The sequence below is a fragment of the Ruminococcus sp. RTP21484sp1_RTP21281st1_A8_RTP21281_210402 genome (assembly GCF_040914025.1).
GTDB lineage: Bacteria > Bacillota > Clostridia > Lachnospirales > Lachnospiraceae > Blautia_A > Blautia_A faecis.
In genome coordinates, this window is record NZ_JBCPGE010000041.1 from 17202 (window position 1) to 41738 (window position 24537).

Below are 24537 nucleotides of genomic sequence, written 5' to 3' on the forward strand. Positions count from 1 at the left end.
TGGGTTCCTCTCTTATCCCTTTTCTTTTTATCTTGTCACGTCTCTTTTCTCCGATGCGCTTCCATACTTTCGTAAAAATACCTTGCGGACACGGTCATACTCCGTTAAGAGGGTAATATCCTTTCGCCTGCTAAGCGGACGGTCAATCACTTCCGCATAATAGGTATGCTGGATCAATTGTCCATAACACGCAGAATTATAAACATCCTGCAGCTTACAGCCGATTGCTGCTGCCACTTCTGGTCCGGTGATGGAATAAACCATCACCGTTCCGTCCTTTCTACATAAATCATACAATGCCCTTGCCATACACACTTCCTCGCTCATCTTTTCTTAAAATATCCTGCCAATTCAGTCCTTTTGCAATGGGCTTTTTATATCTTAACTTCTTTGCCCTTTCTTTTCTTAGCTCCTGCACGCTCACGCTGCCACCTCCTGTTCCTTATTTTCCAGCAAAAAGATATTGCTGCTATAGTCTCCGGAATCCGATACTGACGCTTCCCCGTATAGGCTATCCAGGTATTGGCTGCCGTTTTTGGATTTGGAAATATATAAATAGTAGTTACTCTTTATATATTCCTTTGTTTTCACATCATCCTGGTAGTAACAGCTAAGAACCAACCTGGCTCCCAGCTTTTTGGCTTTTTCTTTTGCAGCCACAAATGCAAGGTATACTGCCTGATCCTGTTCCTCATACGCCAGGTTTTTCTCGTAATAACGCTCCAAGAACAATACCAGTTCTTCCCCTTCCTCTTCTTTTGGTTTCCCAGCTCCTGACAGATCTGCAAACTGGATCTTTTTTCGCATTCTGTCACCCACATAGGATCCCTTTGTCAATCGTATCATGGCCCGAAATACCACCTTTCCATTTTTACGGATAAAGAGAAACTTTTTATTCGAATCAAAGCAGGATAACAGGCAATCGCTGTTTAACCCTGAGCGGTAGGAGAGGCAGGAATAGCTTGGGATCTCTCCGATCTGCATGACTGGAAGAAGACCGGTTTCCTCTTTTAATACCAAGTTTTTGCTGGTAAAAGTCCGATCTATTTTCCATTCTTTTTCCGCTTCTTCGGATACCTCAAAATCAATCTCACGCATGAGATCCCCAGATGGATATTTCAGTTCGTCAAATTTTCCAAGAAGCTCTGCTGTAACCAGTCTCCGGATCTCTTCGATTTTGGATGGCTGCCGTTCCAGAAAAGTTTCCATGATCTCAGCCCCGCCTACAAATAGAAAGTTGCCAATCCGAGCAGCATTATTTTGTACAAATTCTTCTGAAAACGACAGTTTTTCTTTTAGCAGCCTCCAGGAAACATCCCCTAAGATCAGCTTTTCTTTTAATTCACTTAACGAATCACACTCTTTTACCAGTGCCAGATCTTTTAACAGATAGAGGGCCTGTTGTTCCATGGTGATCTCTTTTTCCATGCCTTTTAGCTGCTCCCGGTAAACAAGAAGCCACAGTGCCGTTCCGTAGCTTAAATCCGAAATGTTCCGAAAGTCCTCCCGGATCCATCTGGATAGCGGCTTTTCGGATAATGCAGCTGCAAGTGGTTCTATCTGTCCTTTCCAAAAGGAATACGGCACACACTCCCGTTTTATCAGTTCCCGAAGAACCATGAGTCTTTCATCACATTTGCAGGTCAGCTGTTCATACAAACGGATCAACGCCTCTTTTGCAGTACAAAGAAGCTTTAACTCTTCAAATGTATGCTCCCGCTTTGCCAAAAGTTCGAATCTGTCATTCGATAAAATCAGATCCGCACTATCTTTTAAATTCTTCCGGTTGAGGGTATTTAAGTTTATATACTCCTGGTACATCTCTTTCTTTAACAGCATGGAAGCATTTGGAAGATCATAAAAAAGTTCCGGTTCCTCATTGATGAGATTTAAGAATGCCTTCTTTTTCTGTGTGATGGCATATAATAGAAGTTCTGATTTTTCTACACTTAAACTGGACAGAGAAATTTTAGATAAGGGATTCTGGTACAGGGTATTCACATAGGACACTTTACTGTAAAATACCTCTGCCAGATCCGCACCATCTGTAAATGCCCGTTCCAGCTTACAAAGATCCTCATACAGAGCTTCATTCCACAGCCATAAGTTTAATCCATCCGTCAGATTCTCTTTTTCAATGTACCTGGTCACAATCCTTAACTTTTCCAGTATCTCAACAGGTCTTTCCTTCATCTGATCGAACTGATTCTGATTTAGAGACCGGATCTCAGCTTCATACCCGGCAAGCGTGTTAACAAGCTCCATCAGATCTTGATCTTGAAGAATTTTAAGGTTGTTTACATTTTCCAATAGATCGAGCAGCAACTCCGAGGAAAATACCGGATTCACAAGCAGCATACGGTCTTTTTCCCCTACATTCTCAAAGTCCAGCACATCCGTACACATGGCAATACTTTTTACCAGCTGTTCTTTTTCTTCTTTGCTTACGTTCTGCTCTCCATAATATTTCATATAAGAATAGGCCGTTCCATCGGTTACCAGCGGATCAAAATACACGGCTTTTACCTGTTCATAGGAAAAATCTGAAACTTTATCTATCCCTGCATCCAATAGGATCCGCTGGAACCGGTATGCATTCAGCTCACATCCCTCTTTTTTCAGGATTCCAAGATAGGTAATCGTTTCCGGATCTTCCATCATGTACAAACATACCTGTTCCCCCAAGAACGGGATCACATCCATAACTTCATTTTGAATGATGGCTTCTGCTGCCCGTACACATTTTTCTTCTCCCTTTTTTGCCAGGTAACAAAGAGACAGGCCCGCCGTTTTTAGCATATTTCGTTCCGCTAAATGTCTTTTTATCACTTCTATCATTATGCAACCTCCATCAAATCTATCATCTGCCTGATGCCCTCTAACGCTATCTGTTCATTTTTATACAGGTTCTGAAACAGCAACAACAGATATTTTATTTCCTCTTTGCTGGTTACAATTTTTCCTCTTCTGTCCAGATAATCCCGCATATAGGAAAGAATGATCCTGGCACGTAAGGAATTTTCCGCATATCTTCCATAGTAATAAAAGTCATAGATCTGTTCGAAAAGCTGATTTGTCCCCTTATTTTTCCGAAGCAGAAGATTAAATTCCTTTTTGATCTTCTTTTCCTCTTCCAGCTTTCGCATCCTTGTTTCCTGTATCTGTTTCCACTCTTTTTCCATTTCAAGGCTTCGCAGTTCTTCCTCTGACATGTATTTTCTTCGCAGCGTTTCTTTCCCACTACTGTCCTCCAGATAGGGAAGGATTTCTTTTGCCATCTGCATAGCTTCCTTTGGTTCCATCCAAAGTCCTGTACTGTCTTTTAACAGGATGCTCCTCAAAAAGCTGATGTAGTTTCCAACATCTGTTAAAAACAGATGTTCCTCGATCCACATAAATAATTCCTGATGTACACCTCTTTCCAACAGCGGGCGGCAGATCTCGCATTCTCCACGACTAATTCCATACGAATACAAAGAAAATGATCTCTGGATCATGCTCCATGGTTCCAGAATTCCCGGGATTCCCTCTATTCCAATTTGGGTAATGACGAGCTTTAACATGGAAAAACTGGTCATGGTATTTATATCTTCCATATCTGCTTTCAGGTAATACAACATGCTATCCCATTTCTCCCCAAATACTTTTTCTGCCTCCCCGATTGGATTCTCCCTGGTATCAGGCTCTCCCATAAAGGGAACCGTTTCAAAAGCATCTGGATCTGGTTCTTTGTTTCTCATTTCCCGGTATCCCTTTAAAAATTGTTTCATAAGACCGACGGCATCCAGGATCCCATTTTCGCTTAACAGATGAAAGACATGACAAAGATCGTAATCCATTTTCTTCCAGAAGATTTCCACATATTCCCGTCCGGTCAGCTTTTGATAGGCTGCAAGATAGGATTCCAGCTCTGTTTTTTCAAATGTCCCATTTCGCAGGGTGTCATTCACACACTTTTCAAACTCTTCCTCCTTAAGCTGTGCCGCCAGGCAGTGCCATTTTTCCTGGTTTAAATTAATATAATGCCACTCTTTCATCCCATTTTTCCGAAAAGGGAACAACGTTAAGAAGGTTCTGACATTTTCCACCTTCATTCCATACAAACAATTTTGGATTTTTTCCTGTCCACCAAGACGCACTGGAAAACAGTCGTATTTTCTTAAAAAAGTTTCACATAACTCATACACCACATCCGGATACATCTTTTCTCCTGGCAGAAAGGTTTTCAATACCCTTACTGCAATCTTCTCCGCGGTCAATGAGTTCGCATCCAGGTATCTTCGTGTTCCTGTCAGGATGCCATTTAGAAAAATCACCTCTTCTTTTTGATATCCACTTTTTATAAGCTGTTCCTCCAACGCCCCGTTTGCATTCGCCGCATTTGTCTGGGAAAGTTTTACCACCTGTTTTAACACCGCAGTTTCTTTGGTCCGGTCATTTTTCAGCCGTTTCTCATATTTCATGGCAATCCAGGCATAAAAATGCCAGTCTTCGTAAACAGACAGCCTGCGTTCCCTTCCAAAGCAGGCCGCGATCTTTCCCTTTAATTTCTGCCATAACGTATCCGACTCTGGAAAAACGGAAAGGATAAAGATCATTTCCTCCACTTTTTCATATGGATACTGGTGCAGGGCATCCACCCAGAGCTTGCGATCTTTTGTTGCAAGCAGACACCGGACTGCAAGGTAACACAAATCCTTTTCTCCAAGTACCTTGCCAAACTGTTTCCAGAAGCCGCTTTTTTGGGTACCATTAAACATACAGGTCTCCTGAATGCAGGATGTCCCTGCAAGCGCAAGCCCAAGAGCCCGGTAAACCGGTTTTGTCATGGTTCTCCGCTCTTTCATACGCTCTAATACTTCTCCGGGATAGTGAAGATTATATTCTTCCTCCATGCTGTGCTCACAGATTCCATAAAACAGGCTGTTTTCTCTCTCCTGTTTTAAAAATGCTTCTTTGTCCGCATTTGAGGACAGCTGATAGATCATGGATACCATCTGCCGGTACAAGACGGGATCCAGCCAGTCTTTATAGATGTTCCATTCCATTCTTTGCCTCTCCTTTTTCAACTAAACTTAAATGCATCAATCCCATGCAGGTTATGGCTTTTTCTGGTCAATGTAATACTGTCCTCAAAATGTTCCTGACAGCTTTTTTTCGCTGCCCTTCTCATGCCTTTTGAAGTCTGGCGTTTTGCCATTCTTTTAAAACCAGGTCCTACCAGGTGATTTTTATGATACATTCCCATATCTTCCACTCCATTTCTGCGGGCACAAAAGCCCGGCTTCTTATTCTCATGCTCTTTCTATATAGCGGATACTGTTTTTTCGGCATTCAAATTCCGGACACAAGGAACTCCACAGTTCTTCCAGATCCTTCATCCCGAATGCACTTAGTTCCGTTTCCTGTTCCATTTCATACAGGTCGGTATATCCAATCCGGTAAGTTCCACCTCCGCTTCTTACGATTCCTTTTCCAGCTTCCCTTACGGTCATGCTATCGCCTCCATTTAAAATTATTTCTTCCTATTAAATAAGGAGGGGGACGACTTGTCCCCCCAAAAGTTACGCTGCAATATAAAGTTCTTTTTCCCTGTCCACAAGAGGCAGAATATAAGTCGTCTGTTCCAGATGGTTTTCTTTTTGATAGTTTACACCATCGTGATAAGACGAGAACTGAAGGATCTGCCCCTGGTTTTTATAGGGCTTCAGATTTTCCTTCCATCCGGGCTCCAATCCATGAACGGCAAGCCCCCAGGCCACCTTGCAAAGATTGCATCTTAATCCTGCATATCCAAGATATTCTTTTACAAACTGTTCCGCACTGTGGGTGTTAGAAAAATAACGGGCATACTCAAATGAGCGGCACAGAATTTTTCCATCCTGAAAGCCTGCAAAATAACAATCTTTTTTCAGCTCGATCACATACCCGGTTGCGTAGATTTCCTTTCCCGGATGTATCTTTTTTGAATCCTCATGGATCTGTAACAACTGTTCGGAATAAATCTTTTTTCTTTTTTTATGCTGCATCGTGCTCCTCCTTTTAGTTTACTCTTCGAAGTAATTTTGCCAGCTGCTTTGTCAGTCGGATGGGAAGCTGCTCTAAGCTTGATATATCAAGATAGGCATTTCCATAAATCTTCCGGATAGCTTCTTTATCCCAGCCAATCGCCGCAGCCTGAAACAAAATTCCTTTCTTTCCGAGCTTTTCCTTGATCTTTTTTAAATCTGCTGTGGCATAGCTTCCAAAATAACGGGTTGCATTTGGCAGTCCGTCGCTGATAAGGAACAACAGCTTTTGTTTTTCCGGACGTTTTAAAAGCTTATTTGCCATAAATAGAAGGGCTGCCCCGTCCCGGTTACTGCCATCGTTTTCCATAGTGATGATCCGCAAACGGTCGTTTCTGTCTTCCTCGAACTCTGCATAACTGTGAAAATAAACGGTTTCCTCACTTGGATCACGATGATCGTAACCATCCGTATGGTGCCCGTAAACCAGAATGGGGATTCCGGCTTTCCTGCAAAAATCGTATAAGGTAAGGGCTGCTACCTTGGCTGCTTCTATACGATGGCCTATCATGGAGCCAGAATTGTCCACCAACACGCAGACCACCGCATCTGTTTTCTTTCCGGGAAATGTCCGCTTATATACGGCACCGCCTTGATCCGCAATGGCACGCATATCCAGCTTTTTTCCAAGATACATCCGACGTTCCGTCCGTTCCTTCTGGTTTTCCAGGATTGGAAGAAGCCTGGTTCGAAGCCTTTTTTCTACCTTTCTTGCCGAAGCTTCATATGCAGACAGCCAGCTTTTTTCTGTTTCTGTGAAGGTGTTCTTATACAGAACCTCTTTTTTTACCATGTTATGGGCTGCTTCAAATTCCATCCCGTCCAGTTCCTCCTGCAGACGGTTTTGGGCTTCTACTCCCATATCCTGATCCACGGTTTCTGATACTAAATCCAAAAGGATTTTTTGCAGTATCAGGTCGGATTTTTCATCTGCGCCTTCCCTTTCTTCCTTATCCTCTTTCGAAACCTGGACCACAGTGGCATTTTCAAGTTCCGGTAAGGCAGTCTCATCCACTTCCGATTCCTGAATAAATTTGGGAAGATCTTCGGTCAGTTCTTTTAGATACTCCCCCATGGCTGCTTCCAGCTTTTTTAGTTGTTCTTCCGTCAGCTCTTCTGTTTGTTTCCCGGTTTTCGCCTCATCCCCACCATCTCCGGATGTATCTGTCGGCAGATCCTCATCAGAGGAATCCGAAGAAAAATCTTTTGGACCTTCTTTACCGCCTACAGCTTCCTTAGATTTCTCTTCTGAAGAAGCTTTTTCAGATACCGTTTCTGATTTATTTTCCTCCTCTGAGGCATTTGGAGACTCCTCATCCCCGGTCTGCTTAGAAGCTTCCCGGTTGTTATCCCCAGAAGTATTCCTTTCTTTTACAGGTTCCGCTTCCCCTTTGGATTCCGTTTCTTCTGTGGGGGATTCTTCTTCCTCTTCATCTTCTCCCACGGATTTTCCTTCTCCCTGGGATGCCTCTTTTCTATCTTCCTCTGTAGAATTTTCTTCCCCTGCTGATTTTTCTTCTGCTGATTTTTCTTCTGCCGGTTCTACCTGAGGTGGTTCTTTCTGCGACGGTTTCTCCTGTGACTCGTCCACTTCTGGCGGCTCTTTTTCTGATGGTTCTTCCTGAGGCATTTCTGCTTCCGGCGGTTCTTCTTCCTGTGGTCGTTCTTCCTCGTTTTCTTCTGGTTCCTGACATTCCTGCTTCAATTCTTCCAAAAGATTCCGAAAATACTTCCACATCTTAAGCAGGATCTGGTTGGTGGCCTGGTAACGGATAAGGTCACTGTCCGCTGTCACCGACAGATCCACAAAATGCTTCACTTCATTTAAGGTATCCAGCATCTCACAGCTTTCCATATTCCAGGAATTGGCATATCCCCGGAGGGCATACTGTACAAGTACCTTTAAAAAAACAGAAACCGGATCTGAATTTCCCTCTAGCAGTTCTTTTAACGGGGGAATCCATTCCACGTTTCGTCTCCGGTTGATCAGAATTCCTTTTTTGATACTTCCAGGAAACAGGCTGCACATCTTTTCCTCTATGTACACATCATTTAAAAGGTTGCTGATATAAGCCGCACATTCTGTCAGAAGGGGAACCACCACTGGATTTTTCCCGGTCAGACAGGTATCCATCTCATCCAGGGCTTTTTCTTCGTCCTCGTTTTCCGGCTCTGGTGCATCCGGATACCAGACACCTGCCAGCATGTTCTGCACATAGACTTTCCGAAGTGCAGAATCCGTAAATCTGGCATGACCGCATTCATGTCCTAATATCCCGATCAGGCTGTCACTTTTTTGTTCCAGTTCTAAAAAACTGCCTGTAATGAGATTGTCAATGTTGATGCCAATTCGTTTCCCATCATTCCAGCCTGCCAGCCCGTCTTCTGTACTCTGGTACAAAAGCAGCTGCTCCAGTTTTTCCCCTGCCACTTCATTTGCAAGGTCCCGAAAAAGTTTCCGGTAACCTTCTGAAAAAAAGACCTGACTGGGGCTTAACTTTTTTTGTTCTTCCTTGATCCGCTCTCTATAAGTATCCTTCATTTCGATTCTCCTGTTTCTAACAATACGGTTCCACATAGGTCTTCATCAGATGTTCCTGTTCCTCCGGATCCATTGTGGCTTTACTGATAACCGCAACCTGTGCCGCGCGCCTGACATCTTTAATTGCCTGAAAGGTACGCACCCAGTTTTCCAGTTCCCGATAACCGCACACACCATCCTGAAGATCTTCTTCCTTCAGATAAGCATGGATTTTTCGAACGGCCGAAACCATAAAGTTTAAGCCTTTCTCATCCGCATATCCGGTACGTGCAATAACCCGCCGCTTCATTTCCTCTTCTGTGAGATTTTGCTTGGGCTGGATCAGGCTCATTCGGGATAATACCGACTGGTTAAAGTTTCCGCAGCCCACATAATCCAGGTTTGTAGTCATAATGATAATGGTATTCGGATTTCGCCGTATTTTTTCCCCATTAATCAGATCCGTCACTGCTCCGTCATCAAAAAGGGAGTTCAGTCTTGTAAGCGTTCCTGGTTTTTCAATCATGGACGGCTCCTGAATTTCCAAAACGGAAGGAAGGCGGCACGCTTTTATGATCTCTGATTCCCGCAACAAAAAATCCTTCTCTGCCCTTGCACTTTCATATCCTTTTTCATACGCAAGGCGCAAAAGTTTTTCAAATGCAGCTTCTTCTGAAATGCCCTCTTCATAGGTTCCGCTAAGTACACAAAGTGCGGAAGCTGGATCCATCTGAAGGTCGTAAAAGACTGGAAGCACTGGAAGCGTTTTGTTTTTCGTTCCCATGTTTGGTACCGTACTTGCAAGAAGCTCCAGCTCATCTGTACCAGGTCCACAGGTAAATACATAATAGGGAAGACCTAATATCTGTGCGATCATCCTGGCATCTGTGGTTTTTCCAGTTCCAGCTTCCCCCGTCATCATAAAAAGCCTTGCCGGGGTATGAACGACCATTTCCAGGATTTCTTCCACCTCCTGGCTCACAATGTAATCCTCTGGAAGCGTGGGGATCCTCTCTTTTTCACCATGCCGGCAATTAAAATGTCCTGCATACTCCATCTTTAACTCCGAAATAGCAGCACCTTTCTTCCTTCCTTTTACTCCCAGCACCTTAAAAGTGCCAATTATACAGGCATTTGGCGCATAAATTCCGGAGTTCAGGTCAAAGGGGTGAAAACTATCCTTCAGTTTTCCTTCCGCAAACTGGTTCCGGTCAAAAGAAATGGCATCCTCCGTTGTGGCAGTCATCCGCAGATACAGGTTATCGCAGCAGCGAAAGGACATTTTGAGCGCCTGCCCCGCCAGTCCTGCTTTTACAGCACGTTTCAGTTCATCAAAGCAGGTATGAAACTCATCGTCGTAATACTGGCTTTCGGGAACTATACTTGCAAGGACAAGCATTGCAAGATACTCTTCCCCGGTAGATTTTCCCTTTAAAACGCCAGGCATCTTTGTTGTTTCTCCTGCGGGATCATTTTTCTTTCTAATTCCACAGAATCTTCCGTTTTGATAATTGTACGTCATGACACAAAGTTCCTGCTCCACCGGGTATTCCAGGCAAAAATAACGAACAGACTTTTCTGCCAGCTGAATTCCGGCAGCACCTTCTTCTTTCTCTTTCATTCCAAAAAGCTTAAAAATAGCAGCCAAAGTAGGCGGATGAAGCTTTGCAGATTTTCCATTTGTCCGCGTATTATATCTGGAGCAGTCTTCCGCTTCATAGCTGATTCTTTTTTTCTTTGCAAACTTTAAATATGCCTCAATTTTTTCTGGCAATGCCAATTGATAGGTCCATGGTTCATAAAAACAGATTTCTGGCATTTTGATTCCTCCATATGGAAAAGCAGGGTATGAGCATTTCGCGTCTCATATCCTGCTGATCTTTGTTTGTTATGCTGATTTCTTTTCCTGTTCCAGGTAGGCTTTGTAAATCTTTTTGATCCGGTAACCAAACATGGTATTTCGTTTACTTACCGTATCGTTTTTGATTGCGATTACCATTGCCTTTTTACTTCCTACTATTTTCACCCCACGCCTTGCTCTTGTGACTGCGGTATAGAAAAGATTTTTCCGCAGCATCCGATAAAAACAGGTGAGCATTGGCAGAATCACCACTGGATATTCCGAACCCTGTGCCTTATGGACTGTGATACAATAAGCCAGATTTAGCGGCCATATATCCCCTTCGGTATATTCCATGATTTTTCCATCCCCAAAATCTACACGCATCCTGCTTTTCCCGTCTGCTTTATAGATATTTAGGACTTCTCCCACGTCACCGTTTGCCACATCTTCCTCATTTTTCAGCTGCATAACGAGATCTCTCTCCCGATATGTAGTCGATCCATTCTTAATTTCCGGATAACCGTACCGTTTCGGATTCACGATATCCCGAAGGACAGGATTTAATGCATCTGCACCTACCTTCGTATCCTTTCGAAGCGGGGAGAGCACCTGAACCCCTTCTACCCGGTTTTCGTTTTTTTGAAATTCTTCCCGGTAGAGCTTCTGGATAATTTCAGCTGCTTCTTCATCATCTTTTGCCGGATAAAACTGGAACGTATCATCAAAAACCAGATTGGTTTTCCTTTCGTTTATCTTATCCGCATTCTGAATAATCGTGGATTTTCCTTCCTGACGGAAGCTCTCTGTTAGTATCGTAACTGGAATCACACCAGATTCGATCATCTCTTTAAATACATTTCCCGGTCCCACTGATTCCAGCTGGTCTTTATCGCCTAAGAATACCAGGCGGGTTCCAATAGGCACCCGGGACAAAAACTTATCCATAAGTGGCATGTCGATCATACTGCACTCATCCACAATGATAAGAGATGCCTCCAGCATACTCTCTTCATCCCATTCTTCCTCACCCGCTTCTCCTTTTAACCCAATTGCTTTATGAATCGTCAGGGCGGGGTAAGCAGTACAGTCACTCATCCTTCGTCTGGCACGACCAGTTGGAGCACATAACAGTATCTCCGCGTTCTTATGAAGAATTTTCTCTACCTCAATGATAAAGCTGATGTCTGTTGTCTTTCCACGTCCAGGTCCTCCGGTAATGATGGTAACCGGATATTGAAATGCTCTTAAAATTCCTTCTTTTTGCCTGGCATTTAATAGAATCTTCTCTTTTTTCTGAATGCTGCTTATAATGGAGTCCACCTGATAACTTTGTGTCCCACCTCGCAGGATCAGTTTGACCAGAGATGCAGCTGCTCCAAGCTCTGCACGAAAACTATTCTTTAAATAAAATCCGCCATCACTACACACCAGGGTCCCATCCTTACGGATCATTTCATTTCCAGCATCCCGGATGGCTCTTTCTGGCACCAGTCCGGTTTCCTTTTTATGGTTTAAAAGCAGGGCTGTCCGCTTTAAGATTTCCTCACAAGTCAGGTATAGATGGCCTTCGCCCTCTGCTTCCGACATAATATGAAGAATCGCTGCTTTGATCCGCATAGGCTCATCTGGCTTAAAATTCTTTGCTTTTACCGCAATCGGATCCACCGTTAGAAATCCAAACCCAGGAATCTCGCACAAACGAAATGGCGTGTTCTGAATAATAAGTGGGGCTGCATTTCCAAAGTGTTCCTGGATCTGCGCCACCTTCCTTGGTGTCACCCCAAAGGGAGATAAGGTCACCATTAACTGCCGCAAAGTCTCGCTGCCACGGTATCCTTCCAGAATCTCTGAGAGCTTTTTTCGGGTAATGCCTTTGATTTCCAGTAACTTCTCAGGATTTTTTTCAAGAACTTCAAACGTATTTTCCTGGTAACGGTCTACAATCCGCTCGGCAAGTACTGGCCCGATTCCCTTAATTAGGTCAGAGGCCAGGTATGCCTTGATTCCTTCTGTGCTCGTGGGTAATGCAATCTGAAAAGAAGAAACCTTATACTGCATTCCAAATTTTCCGTCTTTCCAGGTTCCGTTCAGTTCTACTTCAAGGCCATCCTCTGTGGGAAGCTCATTTCCAATTGCCATAAACATGCCATATCTGCCATTTTTCTGGCTGCTTACTTCCTTGGGAAGGGTTTCTTCCGTTACATAGGAGGCAACGGTGTATCCATTTCCTGCATTGTAATAGATACACCGGACTGCTTTACATTTCATTTTGGTCCATCACCTCCGGAAACACCTCTTTTTCTTCCCTGTTTTCTTCCTTGCTTTCTCCTCTGTTTTACCGGTTCTGACCGCGTTTCATCCGGACTCTTTTGAACGCCACCGGGCGCTTCAGCATGACCGCGTACTTTACCGGGAGCTGGTTTCTTGGTTTCAGGGTGGCTGTGTTTTTGTTCATCATTCTCATTCGGATTCTCCTTTTTTTCATTTAGATATTTGTAACAATAGATACCTGCTGCAATTGGAAGCCCCAGTGTCAGACTCTGTACAATCACTGCTAAAAACAGCGGCCATAAAAAGGGTGACAGAAGCATTCCTATAATTCCAGTTATCAGGCAGGCTTTTTGGTGTGCCTGGCACCATTTTTTTACTCGTTCCATTTTTTCTCCTTTGTTATCAGCAAAAATCTCCCATCTCTTCATTTCCCATATTCATAAATTCCTCGTCTACGTTGTAGCGGTTTTGTGAAGTCTGGCGTGAAGACTGGGCTCTTTGTGGTTTACTTCCTGTACGGTTTGTTTTCCCCTGGTTCGTGTTTTTGTAGTATGGCGAATTTTGATAGGAATTTCCTGGATTCTGGCTGGATCGTCCATTGGAATTTGATCCACTATTTCGTGAGGGCTGTGAGGAATTCCGATTGGTACGTCCGTTCTGGCTCACATTTTCACTTTCGTCCTTACTGTCTACAAACTCAATGTCGTTTACAAGCAGTCTCATACCATATACTTTTTCGCCACTATTACCTGTATAGTTATCATTATGCATCTCGCCCTCTAAAGCGATTTTTTTGCCCTTATAAAAATACTTTGCTACAAACTCAGCTCTTTCCCCAAATGTGACACAGCTAAAGTAATCAGCATTCGGAGCTCCTTCCTGCTTGAAATTTCGCTCAACCGCAATCCGAAAATACGCGACTGTCTTTTTTCCCGCTGAAGACATCACCTTTGGATCCGTTGCCATCCGTCCGATAAATATAGACTTATTCATGTGCACACTCCTTGTTGTTTTGATTCGATAACAAAAAACATTCAGAATGAATCCCAAATGTCCGTTATCATTTTCCTTCTTTTACCAGTTCTTCCGATCTCCTTTCTTTTGGATTTTTTATTTTTCCTCCTTTCAAGATGTTGATTCGTATTTGTTTTTTTGCAATAAAAAAAGGCCACTTAGAACGTTTCATTCTAAATGACCTAATTTCTCACAAAAGGCAGGAACCATGTTCCTCATATTTTTCTTTCGGGCTTCTCCGAAACCAAATTTTTTTACCTGTTTTACAGGCACAAATACAAATCTCAAAATCATAATAACACAAGATATAGTATGCGTCAACAATTCATTTTCTGTATTTTGTGTTATAAACAATATGTTTTTCATTTTTACCACAAGAGTCAAATTCTTGCCCAAAGTTCGGTTGGTGTAAATGCCATAACTTTACTTTTGGTAAAATCTTTCAAATTTCTTGTAATGATATAATCTGCATGAACAGATTCCACCGTTGCACTCTGCACTGCATCTTCAAACAATTTTGCTGTCATCATAGCAAAGCTCCTTTTCTATGTTTAGTACATATCGCGATATATATCATAGTCAAGAAGATATTCTGCTATATATCTTATCGTCTCCAGAACAGTAGCTATTCACCATTTATACCTGATTCAATCCCAAGATTGTATTGCTATTGTACTGACATTTGTGTATAATAACTATAGATATCTTATTTCTCTTGAAAGGAGCGGATCTATATGGCTGCAAAATCAGCAAATTTATATGCACGAATCGAACCAGATGTAAAAGAAAAAGCAGAAAACATTTTGTCTACGCTTGGAATTCCAGCTTCCAGTGCTATTAATATGTTTTATAAACAGATTATTTTACAGAGGGGACTTCCATTTGAAGTGAAATTACCATCTTCAAGACCAGTTGACATTCATACATTATCTGAAACAGAATTCAATGAAGAATTGGAGAAAGGATATTCGGATATGCAAGCTGGACGGGCTAAAAATGCGAAAAAAGCCTTTGCAGATATCCGCAATGATTATGGCATATGATCTATGAGGTTGAATTATCTGAACAGGCTGACAACGATTTAAGAGGGATTTTTGAATATATTGCATTTGAATTGCAATCCCCTGAAAATGCAAGCGGACAGCTTGATCGTCTTGAAGAACAGATTTTAAGTCTGGATATTATGCCAGAACGGTATCGAAAATATGAAAATGAACCATGGAAAAGTCGTGGACTTCGTGTATTACCTGTAGATAATTATGTGATATTTTATATTCCTGATTCCAATAAGAAAGTCGTAACAATTCTTAGAGTAATGTACGCTGGACGTGATATTGAAAATCAGTTAAAATTTCACACAAAGCAATCAGAGACCATAACTTCCTTTTCTGCAAATATGGAAACGCCATAATAACTCGAATTAAGTTTCACTTTCTAAACAATGCCATCTTTGATAATTTTGCTATCAAAGATGGCATTTTAACTTCCTGCAATTAAAAGACTTCTATACTTATATCCTCACCATTTGTCTCTGACTCTTCACCTTTCTCTGGCAGTTCACAAAAAAGCACTAGCCGTTTTAAAGAATCAGAGCCGCAGGTGGATAACAAAAGTGTCCTGGTCTCCACCTGTTCTCCCAGCCAGAAGGTATCACTATCCGCTTTTACATAGCCACATTTTATGACGGTATAGGTTAAGGCTTCCCCATCTGGTAAATACAGATATACCTTATTATGCTCCTGTAAATACGATTCACTTTCATATTTATGCAGCCCCTGAAACATGCTGCCATCTTTCATATTATGCCCGTATAGAATAGTTTTACGGTTGGTAAAATCCGGACTATTATCTTTATCCAGAAAAATACTTCCTGCCACATGTTCCGTCTTTTTAAAGGTATGCTTCAGATAATATTCATTGTCAGTTCCCTGCACAACCGGATAATCAATCCTGGTGTCCGGGATCCGTATCCAGGCAATGATCTCTGGATTTATTTTCTTTAGAGCTTCAAAATCCACGGTAACCGTTTCTTCCTGGTTTTCCTCTGGTGTTTCTCCATCTTTCCTTTCTTTTGGTTCTTCCACGGCAACGTATTCCCGCAGGTTGTCATATTCCTCTTCTCCATCCCGGTACATAAGATAAGTTCCGATTCCCATACAGATACCAAAGCCAAGCAGCAAAAGGCACACCGCTACAATCCCCATTTCTTTTACCTGCTTCATAACTTCCTCCATTTCCAATGTTTTTGCAAGAAAAAAGGACCGCCACAAACGTGACAGTCCAGTTTTCTTATTCCTCGTGATTTTTCTTTTTGGTGTACCAGAAGATTCCAGCAATTCCGCCCACCGATAAAACAAGAAGAAGGATTGGCAGCCAAATGTTAGTGTCATCTCCTGTTTTCGGGGATTTTACATAGCCGCCAGTCGGGATCCGCTCATTGGTAAGCTCTTTGGTAATTTCAATCTCTTTCGTCTTACCGTCCTTGTATTCAAATACAACGGATTCCTCTTTTTCGCTTCTCACATAGCCATCCGGCGCTTTGGTTTCCACCAGGATGTACTCGATTTCTTTTTTCATCTTTCCATCTTTATAAGAAGCGATTGGAATGTCTCCGCTTGTGGCAACACCCTCTTCATCTGTGACAAGGGTTGCCACAACTTTTCCAGATTTCTTGATTCGAAGCTCAAACTCCGCTCCGGAAAGAGGGGAGCCATCTTCTGCATCGGTTTTCTTAAGAACCAGTTTTCCAACTGGGCGGGCATCTTTCATCTCAACCTTTTGGACTTCTCCGGAATCTTTAACCTCGAAAGATACCTCTTCTGCAACCAGGTAACCATCCGGGGCCTGTTCTTCTCGAAGGGTATAGGTTCCAACCGGAAGTTTTTCCACCATATGCGGATCTTTTTTCGATACCCAGCTTTCTACTACTTTTCCATCTTTATCCAGGATGGTCAGCTTCGCACCTGGGATTTCTTTGGAATCTGTCACATCGGTTTTATTGATTTCCACTTTTGTTACATCATCTAGCATCTGGTGCTTCTGAACTTCGGCTGTATCTTCCACTTTAAACTCAATGCTCTCTGCAGTGGTATAGCCGTCTGCTGGTTTGGTTTCCACCATCGTATAGGTTTCCCCCACTAACAGGCCACGGATCATATGTGGTTCTTCGGTAGAAATCCATTCATCCACAACAGTTCCATTGGAATCCAATACCTGCAGGGATGCACCAGGAAGCTCTTTTCCATCTGTTAAGTCCGCTTTGGAAAGTTCCACAGAGGTCTGCATATCCTCAAAAATAAACTCATAAACAGCCTGGGTGGTTTTGTCGCCCTGATATTCGAAGGTAAATTCCTGAATTTCGGTTCCACGCACATACCCGTTTGGTGCATAGATTTCTTTGAGGTAATACTTTGCATTGATCGGAAGGTCCGCCATAAAGTGAATCCATCCGCTTTCATCTGTGGTCTTCAATTCAATGATAGTATCCTTCTCAATCAGAACTTTGCCGCTTGCCGATACAATATCTTCCGCTGCATACAGTCCAAAGATGGCTCCGGAGAGAACCTTGTCGCTGTCCTTTTCTTTTTTCAGAACATTTACCTGCACCTTCTGGCGGCGGTTCTGCCAGTCTGCACTATAGGTTACCACCGGGGTATCCTGGTCACGGTAGGTAAGGTCTACATATCTTGGCTCATCATCCAATACATATCCATAGGAGGTTTCTTTTTCGATAATGTAATATTTACCAAGAGGCAGATTGTCAAGCTCTGCGATACCTGTTCCGTCGGTTGTGATGGTACCCACCAGCTGATCTTTTGTATAGTAATTTTCACTGACACCATCCGCTGCTTTAATATCCTCAGCTGCGTACACGTTAAAGGAAACATCCATCAGGCTTCCGGTTACATAACTAAAGAAATGCTCTACCACACCTTTTGCATTGTCAAGTAGGGTAACATCATCTATGAACTCCCCTTTTTTATTTACCAGCAGGCGTGCAATCGGCACATCATCTTCCATCTTTACCTTCTGTACCTCTGCGGTATCGGAAATCTGAAAGCTGATATCAGTGGTGCGTAAATAGCCGTATGGTGCGATCTGTTCCCTGAGAGTATAGATTTCTCCAACCTTTAAGCCTTTGATTACATGCGGCTTGTCTTTTACAGATGTCCAGAAATCTACCACTTCGCCTTTTTTATTTAGGATAATTAAGGAAGCTCCGTCCAGTTCCACGCCGGTCGTTACATCTGCCTTTGTGATTTCCACGGTGGTTGGCTGGTTTTTCTTGGTGGCTTTTAATTTGATTACTTTTACATCCTGTCCCTGGTAGCTGGCATCAAATTCCAGGATTTCATCCGAGGAAACATAGCCATCCGGTGCCTGAAGCTCTTTCACATAATACTTGCCAAGCGGCAGGTCCAGGGTAATCTGTGCCAGCCCATTTTTGTCACTCTTTACCTTCTGAAGCAGGGTATCTGCCTTTACAATTACCTTATCGCCGAAATAAATGTCATTATTGTTATAAATTCCAAACTCGGCACCTTCCAGCTTTTTACCAGTTTCGGCATCCTCTTTCACCACTTTAAGTTCTACCTTCTGGCGCTTATTGGAAAATTCCACGGTTTCTTCCACAACTGGAGTGTTCTGATCTTTATACAGGAAGGTAAGCTCCTGGCTGTCCGAGTTAATGACAAACCCGGTTGGTGCTTTGGTTTCCACAACACGGTAGGTACCAAGGGGCAGATCATTTAGAATGGCCTCTCCTTTTTCATCTGTGGTAACCTTCTGGATCAGCGTATCTTTTGGGTAAATGACAGTGCGGTTGCCCGCTTCATCCACCTGGTGATCCGGGGTATAAATATCCTCTGCGGCATAAACCGCAAACTCAGCACCAGAAAGGGAAGTTTCCTCGTAGATAAAATCTTTTTTGAAAGATTTTAAGGTTTCCCCAGATTTATGGATGATGAGCTTTCCTTTTGCCGGATGGTTCTCATAGACAACCGTGATGATCGCATCCCCAGTTGTGGAATCCATCTGGTAAGCAGTGTTGCTGTCTACTTTAATCTCAACGAAATTGGTATTCTGGGTATAGCCGTCCGGGGCAGTCACTTCTTCAATGCGGTAGTTGCCACATTTTAAGGCACTTGGCAGGATCAGATAACCATTTTCATCCGTAAAATAAGATTTATGGGTAACGGTACTTGGATAAGTTGTGGTCTGCTCCACGTATTTTCCTTCATCCAGGTTGTAAATCTTAAACTCGGTGTTTGCAACCAGGACCGGCTTCTTGGTTTCATCATCCTGTTTAATGATTTTTAGTTTTGCAGAAAATTCTCCGTCTAAAAGGACCCGCCAAACCTGTGGCTCTGACTTATTTTCGCTGATTATAACCGTAAAATCAGCAACCGGTTTAAAATTATGCGGTGTTGTGGTTTCCCTTACCACATAAGTTCCATATGGAAGGGGGATTGTGCAGGCATAGCCTTTTTCGTCTGTAAAGATCTCGGTCTTTCCATCTTCTGTCAGTACTACAGGAATGGCATTTGCAAAATCATAGGAACCATCCTCTTTTGTACTTAAGCTGCTTACGAGATAAGCGGAAAATCCGGCGCCTTTTAACAGATCGGCATCTGTTTTTCCGTTATTTGCAGCCTTAATCAGCTGGAACGGCTGTTTTTTCACATTCTCGGCAACTGTAATGGTACAATCGATTTCTTTCAACTGGTCACCTTCATAACCGCCTTCCACATCATGCTCTTCTTCATCCAGGACATAACCTGCAGGCGGAGTAATCTCTTTTACATAGTATTTTCCAGGATAGAGACCGGATACACTTGCATTTCCAGCTTTGTCGGTGGTAAGTGTAGCAACCTGGGCGTCTTTTGGATAAAGGACACCGCTGCTGCCATCCGGGTAACCAATTGCTTCCCTTGCATATAGGCCATAAACAGCACCTTCTAAAGTTGCATCTCCCTGTGCGTTCTTTCCCGTCTCACTGTCTTCCTTTGTAAGATGGATATTCACACGGACGCGCTCATCTGTAAAAGTATGTGTAAATTCTACTTTTTTCTCTTTATCCCCTGCATAATTAAATGCAAAGGAATAAACATCAGAAGTATTTAACACGTACATCTGGGGTGCCTGAAGTTCTTTGATATAGTAGGAATTGTTAACCGGAAGGTCTGCGGTATAACCTGCTTTTCCATCCGTACCAGTAGCTACCTTTTCAATCAGGGTGTCTTTTCTGACGATCACATTCCCGTCTGCAGATACAATATCATTCCCTGCATACATTCCAAAAACAGCACCTGTAAGCGGCTGTCTGGTTTCCCCATCCTGTTTTACCAAAGATACGGAGGCTTTTTGTCTGTCGTTGGTAAAGGTAACCGTGCTAAAAGAAACTTCTTCATTTTCACCGGCAGCTGATAAGGTTACGGTTTGGGATTCGCCTGTGCAGACCAGCTTATCCGGTGCCTGTGTCTCGGTTACCACGTAGGTTCCTATGTTTAAGTTATCAAGGGTTGCACTTCCGTCTTCACCGGTTGTCAGACCTTCTTTTACAAGGGCACCATTCTGATAAATAGTAGATCCATCTGCAGCCACAATGTCAGCGCCTGCATAGACATTATATACCGCACCTTTTTGCCTTCTTGTTTCATAACGGAAGGTTACCTTTTCATCCGTTACATCTGCCCCTGTTAATACCTCACCCTCTTTGTAAACGGTAAGGGAAGCCTTTTTCTCATCGTCAAACAGCTCCTGTGTAACTTTGCTTCCCATCACAAGTGACACGCCGTGGGCGGTAGCATCCACAAGGTAGCCAGAGGGACCTGTGATCTCTTTTAAGTAAACCACATCCTGGGTTTTGTCAATTGTCACAGAAGAAACGCCATTTGCATCCGTTGGCGGCATTTCTGTAATCAGGTTCTGGCATGCCTCGTCGCTATAGACACCATAGACCGCACCTGCTAACAGGGCATTGGAGCCCCTATCTTTTTTGATAATCTCGATAGTAGCCTGCTGAAGCCAGGTAACGGAAAAATCAACGTATTTCTCATCGTCCACACCCTCGCCGAATACCAGGGCAAGGTTCTGGGTATCGGTACCGGTCGTTACTTTATACGCCGAAAAGTCTTTCGTAATGTAACCTTTCATCGTAGACTTCCAGGCTCCCGCTACCTTTGCCGCCTGGTCAAGCGGTGCGGATAAGTAAAAAGTAGTTCCACCATATAATTTTATACTGACTCCGGCAGCACTTGCTTCTCCTGTATCCACGTTATGGAAAACCACGCCAGATGGAAGCTTCATGGTAATGTTCTGTAAGGAATCCGCTTTAAACTTGATTTCTTCGGTACGCTGCTCATTTCCATCTATATAAGCAGTTACGTTGTCATTGGAAAACTCCATGGCAACATCTGGGATATCCGGCTGTGCCATGCAGTATTCATAAAGTTCCATGGCAAGAGCCTGTCCGGTAGAGTTTGCCCCGGAAAAAGCATCGTCACCTCCACTTGCATAAGACACGGCCAAATGAGTGATAACAAACTGTTTCCCTGCAGAAAAATCCGGATGTTCCTGTTTGAAAAAGCCATTTACACCAGAAGCTTTGGTTCCGTAGTAGCACACTTTTGCAAGCTTTTTGCCATCCCCAAGTTTGGTAATCTTATACACACCATCCCCAGGGCTGTTTTTCGAGGGCTGAATACAATAAGCGGTTGCACTGACATTGTCAAATTTGACCGTATATTTATAGGTCAGATAACTGCCAAGCCCATAATCACTGTAGTAATAGCAGGTTCCCCTTGTCACATCCACATCGGTTCTGGTGCTGGCATAGGTAGCAATAAAAGAAACCGTTTCGCCCTCTTCCAGGCTTAAAAAATCAATTTCCTGTTCCTCTGCCTGCTCTAACACTTCGCCAAGCGTCAGGCCAGTTTCCGGATCTACGGTAACCTCTTCCTCGGCACGCTCCAGTTCCGAATCAAACTCCTCTTCTGGTAAAATGTCAGAGGCAAAGCCATCGTCTTCGGATATAGTCTCTTCGGACTCTGTAGTGTTACTATCTGGATTCTCACTTGGGTTCACAGTTTCATCGGAAATTTCTCCTTCTTCTGGTACCTCTGTCAGATCAGACTCCTGGCTTTCCTCTTCCGAACGAGCTTCCCCGACCACGACCGGCTGTTCTGGCAAAGGATCGGGATCCTCGCTGTCCCCTGACTCTTCTGTACCAGAATCTCCTGCTGCCTGAGTCTCCGGCTCTTTTTCCGTTACCGTGATGGTCCTGGCAACCAGATAAGAATCCCCCTCTTTTGGCGTAATCCGGTAGACACATTTATAGGTTCCTGGTCTTGCCGGATCAAAATTGGTTCCGTCCTCCATAGCTGCTTTTTTCAGCTCCGCTTTATCCCCGTCCTTTAATCCCAGTCCGGTAAAATCTTTCTGGACATCAAAGGCTGCTCCCTGCTCGATTTCAAGGGCAAGGGAAGGATCGGAGGTCGTTTCCGCAATCAACTCTTCCTCTGATTTTTCTACCATCTGTTCGGATACGGCTTCCTGCGCCACCTCTTCCTCTGCCTCTGCGGATACTGCAAAAGTACCTGTCGAAGTGAGGCTGCTGCAGCACAGCACAAAAGCCATTGCACCCGCAAGCCATCTTTTTCTCTTAAATTTACCCAATGTTTTTCTCCTCTCCTGCTTGGTAATGGTCTGTCCCTGGTACTTATGAGGTATGGTCTGTCTCGAATTCCCATCTGTGTTTCTCCTTTCCTCTGGCTTATTTAGCCAGATAAAAAAGGATCTGAATATTTTCAGACCCTTTTTTATCTGATTAAATCAGGAAAACCGCTCTTTTTCCTGTGGTGGTTTCCTATAAAGCCAGTCATCCACACCTTTATAATTTCCAAGCCACAAGCCTTTTTCATCTGTATCCCAGCTGATTCTCTGGCAGTTTAACCCAAGCTTTTCGCACATGTCGTACAGTTTAAGGCATCCTTTCCGGATGGTATCACGCTTTCTCCTTTTTTGTGGGCACTCCTGCTTTCTCAACAACCGTTCTGGTGTCCCACATACGATGCACTTTTCCATACAGTCACAACGACAGGTAAGATTCATCATCTTATCCATGTCCATACACTCATACACGGTTTGTAAGCCCCTGCTTTTTAATTCCATCAACACCAGCTGCAGGCTTTTGTAATTTCCCACACCGGGGATTCCAATATAGGGATATCCACTTCTCATGCTGGCAAGTTCAGCCTTTAAAATTCCTTCTGTCACCCGGATGTTCTTCTGAACCGGGCTGATATAACCGGATATCCCGGCCGGACTGCCGCTTGAAGTTCCACCCTCAAATCCGCTGCTGGTAAACCAGATGTATTTTCTTTTGTTCACCGGATGGTCAACCCGGATCTGAAACCCTTTTATTTTTTGATTCAGGGAATACACAGGGCACAGGTAGCCTTTGTTTCCTTCATAAAAAGAGGCTTCCCACTTGCCATCCCGGTTCCGGTAAAAGCCTGGAATTCCATCCAGCCGGATTCCTTTTTCTTCCAGTTTTTTGGCAAGGAGCCTTGCATTTTTAGGTTCCACGCTTTTATATCCTTTTTTCTCCAGTTCCTTGATTTCAAAATCCGTAGCACCGCGTCTTTTAAAGTCAGCTTTATGCAGATCCTGAAGCTGCATAAGGGCAATCATCTGACGGTACACAAAATCAACATACTCCGGGGATCGTTTGGGGACAGATGGTTTTCCTTTATAGCGGCTGGTTATCTTTTTGGGTTTGTTTCCAGCTCCCTGACTGCCAGTTTCCAGGCGGTTTACAATATCCTGATAGGCCACCTTACACCGATCTTCTCCATAAAGCCCCATAATGTCCGCATACAGGGTAAGCATATTTCCGCCCTGCCCGCAGTGGAAACAATGAAAAACGTTTTTGATCTCCCCATTTTTACTGATGCAAAAGCTGCATTTTCCTCTGGTATCGCCACAATAGGGACATTCCACCGGAAACTCCTGATCCGATCCTCCATCCAGGCACCGGATGGACAGTAACCACGCCACTTCTTTTATGGTAAATGGATGTTCGTACATAATCCCTCCTAAAAAATGTGGCTCCATTCTCCCGGAGCCACAATACGTTTACGCTGCAAGTCTGTTCTGTTTTTCATGTGCCACAATCATCTTCGCAGCATTTACCATTTCCACGTTGCTGCCGTAATAACCGGTTGCCATCCATCTGACCGTGTCTGCCCCTTTTGGGGTTTCCATCATCTCACCCAGCGTCTTTCCGCTAAAAAGGCCAAAGTTACACATTACCTTTCTGGCACGTTCCAGCTCTTCTTCCTCAGATTCCATACCGAAGCCTTCGTCTGTTTCCTCTTCGCTGTCATCTGCAAAGGGGTTTTCGTCTTCTGCACGAACAAAATGAAACTCTTCTTCCTCGGTTTCACCAGAAATTTCTTCCGCTTCTGCTTCAAAACGCTCTGTATCCTCGGGCACTTCGTCTGGCATCTCATCTGCTGTTTCCTCTAAGGATTCCTCACTTGTACCAAGCGTTTCTTCTTCAGACTCGTTTTCCTCCAGAAAACTCTCTTCCAGATCTTTTTCTTCCATGCCAAACTGCATCTGGCCAGGCAAATTTTCATCCTCCTCTTTGCGTGCATCCCGGATCTCGTCAGGACTGATTTCAAGATCAAAAGAATCATCCGAAACCGGAACAGCCTTTTTACTGCTTCTGCTGTTTCCATTACGAACGGTCTTCAAGGTAGTTTCTTTTTGCTTCAAAGACTGCCCGGTTTCTTTTGTAGAAGTGAAAGCAGAGT

At 43.5% G+C, this 24537-nt stretch carries 18 protein-coding genes and 1 pseudogene; 2 read left to right on the forward strand and 17 right to left on the reverse strand.

Annotated features, from left to right (window positions below; all coding sequences use genetic code 11):
- Nucleotides 1–27: 27 nt before the first annotated feature.
- The 13 genes from AB5170_RS16955 to AB5170_RS17015 form a co-directional block, all read right to left on the reverse strand.
- On the reverse strand, nucleotides 28–309 hold the full coding sequence (locus AB5170_RS16955; RefSeq protein WP_173718719.1) for a hypothetical protein: 282 nt from the start codon (nucleotides 307–309) through the stop codon (nucleotides 28–30).
- Entirely contained in the window at nucleotides 290–424 is a 135-nt protein-coding gene (locus AB5170_RS16960) for a hypothetical protein (protein WP_272105110.1), read from the reverse strand. Before AB5170_RS16960 ends, AB5170_RS16955 begins: the two co-directional genes overlap by 20 nt.
- Nucleotides 421–2838: a hypothetical protein gene (locus tag AB5170_RS16965; RefSeq protein WP_368361889.1), complete on the reverse strand. Its 2418-nt coding sequence runs from the start codon at nucleotides 2836–2838 to the stop codon at nucleotides 421–423. Before AB5170_RS16965 ends, AB5170_RS16960 begins: the two co-directional genes overlap by 4 nt.
- Nucleotides 2838–5048 carry a hypothetical protein gene (locus AB5170_RS16970; protein WP_368365112.1) on the reverse strand — a complete coding sequence of 737 codons (2211 nt, stop codon included), beginning with the start codon at nucleotides 5046–5048 and terminating at the stop codon, nucleotides 2838–2840. The genes AB5170_RS16965 and AB5170_RS16970 overlap by 1 nt, the downstream gene beginning before the upstream one ends.
- A 17-nt stretch (nucleotides 5049–5065) precedes the next feature.
- Entirely contained in the window at nucleotides 5066–5248 is a 183-nt protein-coding gene (locus AB5170_RS16975; protein WP_173718716.1) for a hypothetical protein, read from the reverse strand.
- Nucleotides 5249–5294: 46 nt separating this feature from the next.
- Entirely contained in the window at nucleotides 5295–5495 is a 201-nt protein-coding gene (locus AB5170_RS16980) for a hypothetical protein (protein ID WP_195379820.1), read from the reverse strand.
- Between the two features lie 69 nt (nucleotides 5496–5564).
- Complete coding sequence (locus AB5170_RS16985) at nucleotides 5565–6029, reverse strand: hypothetical protein (protein WP_195379821.1); 465 nt, start codon at nucleotides 6027–6029, stop codon at nucleotides 5565–5567.
- A gap of 13 nt (nucleotides 6030–6042) precedes the next feature.
- The gene (locus AB5170_RS16990; RefSeq protein WP_195379822.1) at nucleotides 6043–8610 is read right to left on the reverse strand and encodes a hypothetical protein; all 2568 of its coding nucleotides are present in this window, start codon (nucleotides 8608–8610) and stop codon (nucleotides 6043–6045) included.
- A gap of 16 nt (nucleotides 8611–8626) precedes the next feature.
- The gene (locus tag AB5170_RS16995) at nucleotides 8627–10408 is read right to left on the reverse strand and encodes a hypothetical protein (RefSeq protein ID WP_195379823.1); all 1782 of its coding nucleotides are present in this window, start codon (nucleotides 10406–10408) and stop codon (nucleotides 8627–8629) included.
- Nucleotides 10409–10477: 69 nt separating this feature from the next.
- On the reverse strand, nucleotides 10478–12700 hold the full coding sequence (locus AB5170_RS17000; RefSeq protein WP_368361863.1) for an ATP-dependent RecD-like DNA helicase: 2223 nt from the start codon (nucleotides 12698–12700) through the stop codon (nucleotides 10478–10480).
- On the reverse strand, nucleotides 12697–13089 hold the full coding sequence (locus tag AB5170_RS17005; protein ID WP_147422317.1) for a DUF4870 domain-containing protein: 393 nt from the start codon (nucleotides 13087–13089) through the stop codon (nucleotides 12697–12699). Before AB5170_RS17005 ends, AB5170_RS17000 begins: the two co-directional genes overlap by 4 nt.
- 16 nt (nucleotides 13090–13105) lie before the next feature.
- Nucleotides 13106–13696 (reverse strand): single-stranded DNA-binding protein, encoded by a 591-nt coding sequence (locus AB5170_RS17010; RefSeq protein WP_173718710.1) that lies wholly within the window; start codon nucleotides 13694–13696, stop codon nucleotides 13106–13108.
- 401 nt (nucleotides 13697–14097) lie between these two features.
- Nucleotides 14098–14247: a hypothetical protein gene (locus tag AB5170_RS17015; RefSeq protein ID WP_226855071.1), complete on the reverse strand. Its 150-nt coding sequence runs from the start codon at nucleotides 14245–14247 to the stop codon at nucleotides 14098–14100.
- Nucleotides 14248–14451: 204 nt separating this feature from the next.
- Here AB5170_RS17015 and AB5170_RS17020 point away from each other — a divergent pair, with 204 nt between their 5' ends.
- Nucleotides 14452–14760, forward strand: coding sequence for a type II toxin-antitoxin system RelB/DinJ family antitoxin (locus AB5170_RS17020; protein WP_118580603.1), 309 nt, complete (start codon nucleotides 14452–14454; stop codon nucleotides 14758–14760).
- Nucleotides 14757–15128, forward strand: a complete 372-nt coding sequence (locus AB5170_RS17025) for a type II toxin-antitoxin system RelE/ParE family toxin (protein WP_118580600.1) — start codon at nucleotides 14757–14759, stop codon at nucleotides 15126–15128. The genes AB5170_RS17020 and AB5170_RS17025 overlap by 4 nt, the downstream gene beginning before the upstream one ends.
- A gap of 82 nt (nucleotides 15129–15210) precedes the next feature.
- Here the strand turns inward: AB5170_RS17025 and srtB are convergent, their stop codons facing one another.
- The 4 genes and pseudogenes from srtB to AB5170_RS17045 form a co-directional block, all read right to left on the reverse strand.
- Entirely contained in the window at nucleotides 15211–15939 is a 729-nt protein-coding gene (srtB, locus tag AB5170_RS17030) for a class B sortase (RefSeq protein WP_195379825.1), read from the reverse strand.
- A 67-nt stretch (nucleotides 15940–16006) separates the two neighbouring features.
- Entirely contained in the window at nucleotides 16007–22393 is a 6387-nt protein-coding gene (locus AB5170_RS17035; protein WP_331464850.1) for a SpaA isopeptide-forming pilin-related protein, read from the reverse strand.
- Between the two features lie 156 nt (nucleotides 22394–22549).
- Complete coding sequence (locus AB5170_RS17040; RefSeq protein WP_195379826.1) at nucleotides 22550–23806, reverse strand: hypothetical protein; 1257 nt, start codon at nucleotides 23804–23806, stop codon at nucleotides 22550–22552.
- 48 nt (nucleotides 23807–23854) lie between these two features.
- Nucleotides 23855–24537 (reverse strand): annotated as a pseudogene (locus AB5170_RS17045) (hypothetical protein); the annotation flags it as partial.

Bases quoted from the DNA above. Each gene is read 5' to 3' on its own strand.
- AB5170_RS16955 (WP_173718719.1), bottom strand. From the start codon at position 309: ATGGCAAGGGCATTGTATGATTTATGTAGAAAGGACGGAACGGTGATG.
- AB5170_RS16965 (WP_368361889.1), bottom strand. From the start codon at position 2,838: ATGATAGAAGTGATAAAAAGACATTTAGCGGAACGAAATATGCTAAAA.
- AB5170_RS16970 (WP_368365112.1), bottom strand. From the start codon at position 5,048: ATGGAATGGAACATCTATAAAGACTGGCTGGATCCCGTCTTGTACCGG.
- AB5170_RS16975 (WP_173718716.1), bottom strand. From the start codon at position 5,248: ATGGGAATGTATCATAAAAATCACCTGGTAGGACCTGGTTTTAAAAGA.
- AB5170_RS16980 (WP_195379820.1), bottom strand. From the start codon at position 5,495: ATGACCGTAAGGGAAGCTGGAAAAGGAATCGTAAGAAGCGGAGGTGGA.
- AB5170_RS16985 (WP_195379821.1), bottom strand. From the start codon at position 6,029: ATGCAGCATAAAAAAAGAAAAAAGATTTATTCCGAACAGTTGTTACAG.
- AB5170_RS16990 (WP_195379822.1), bottom strand. From the start codon at position 8,610: ATGAAGGATACTTATAGAGAGCGGATCAAGGAAGAACAAAAAAAGTTA.
- AB5170_RS16995 (WP_195379823.1), bottom strand. From the start codon at position 10,408: ATGCCAGAAATCTGTTTTTATGAACCATGGACCTATCAATTGGCATTG.
- AB5170_RS17000 (WP_368361863.1), bottom strand. From the start codon at position 12,700: ATGAAATGTAAAGCAGTCCGGTGTATCTATTACAATGCAGGAAATGGA.
- AB5170_RS17005 (WP_147422317.1), bottom strand. From the start codon at position 13,089: ATGGAACGAGTAAAAAAATGGTGCCAGGCACACCAAAAAGCCTGCCTG.
- AB5170_RS17010 (WP_173718710.1), bottom strand. From the start codon at position 13,696: ATGAATAAGTCTATATTTATCGGACGGATGGCAACGGATCCAAAGGTG.
- AB5170_RS17015 (WP_226855071.1), bottom strand. From the start codon at position 14,247: ATGATGACAGCAAAATTGTTTGAAGATGCAGTGCAGAGTGCAACGGTG.
- AB5170_RS17020 (WP_118580603.1), top strand. From the start codon at position 14,452: ATGGCTGCAAAATCAGCAAATTTATATGCACGAATCGAACCAGATGTA.
- AB5170_RS17025 (WP_118580600.1), top strand. From the start codon at position 14,757: ATGATCTATGAGGTTGAATTATCTGAACAGGCTGACAACGATTTAAGA.
- srtB (WP_195379825.1), bottom strand. From the start codon at position 15,939: ATGAAGCAGGTAAAAGAAATGGGGATTGTAGCGGTGTGCCTTTTGCTG.
- AB5170_RS17040 (WP_195379826.1), bottom strand. From the start codon at position 23,806: ATGTACGAACATCCATTTACCATAAAAGAAGTGGCGTGGTTACTGTCC.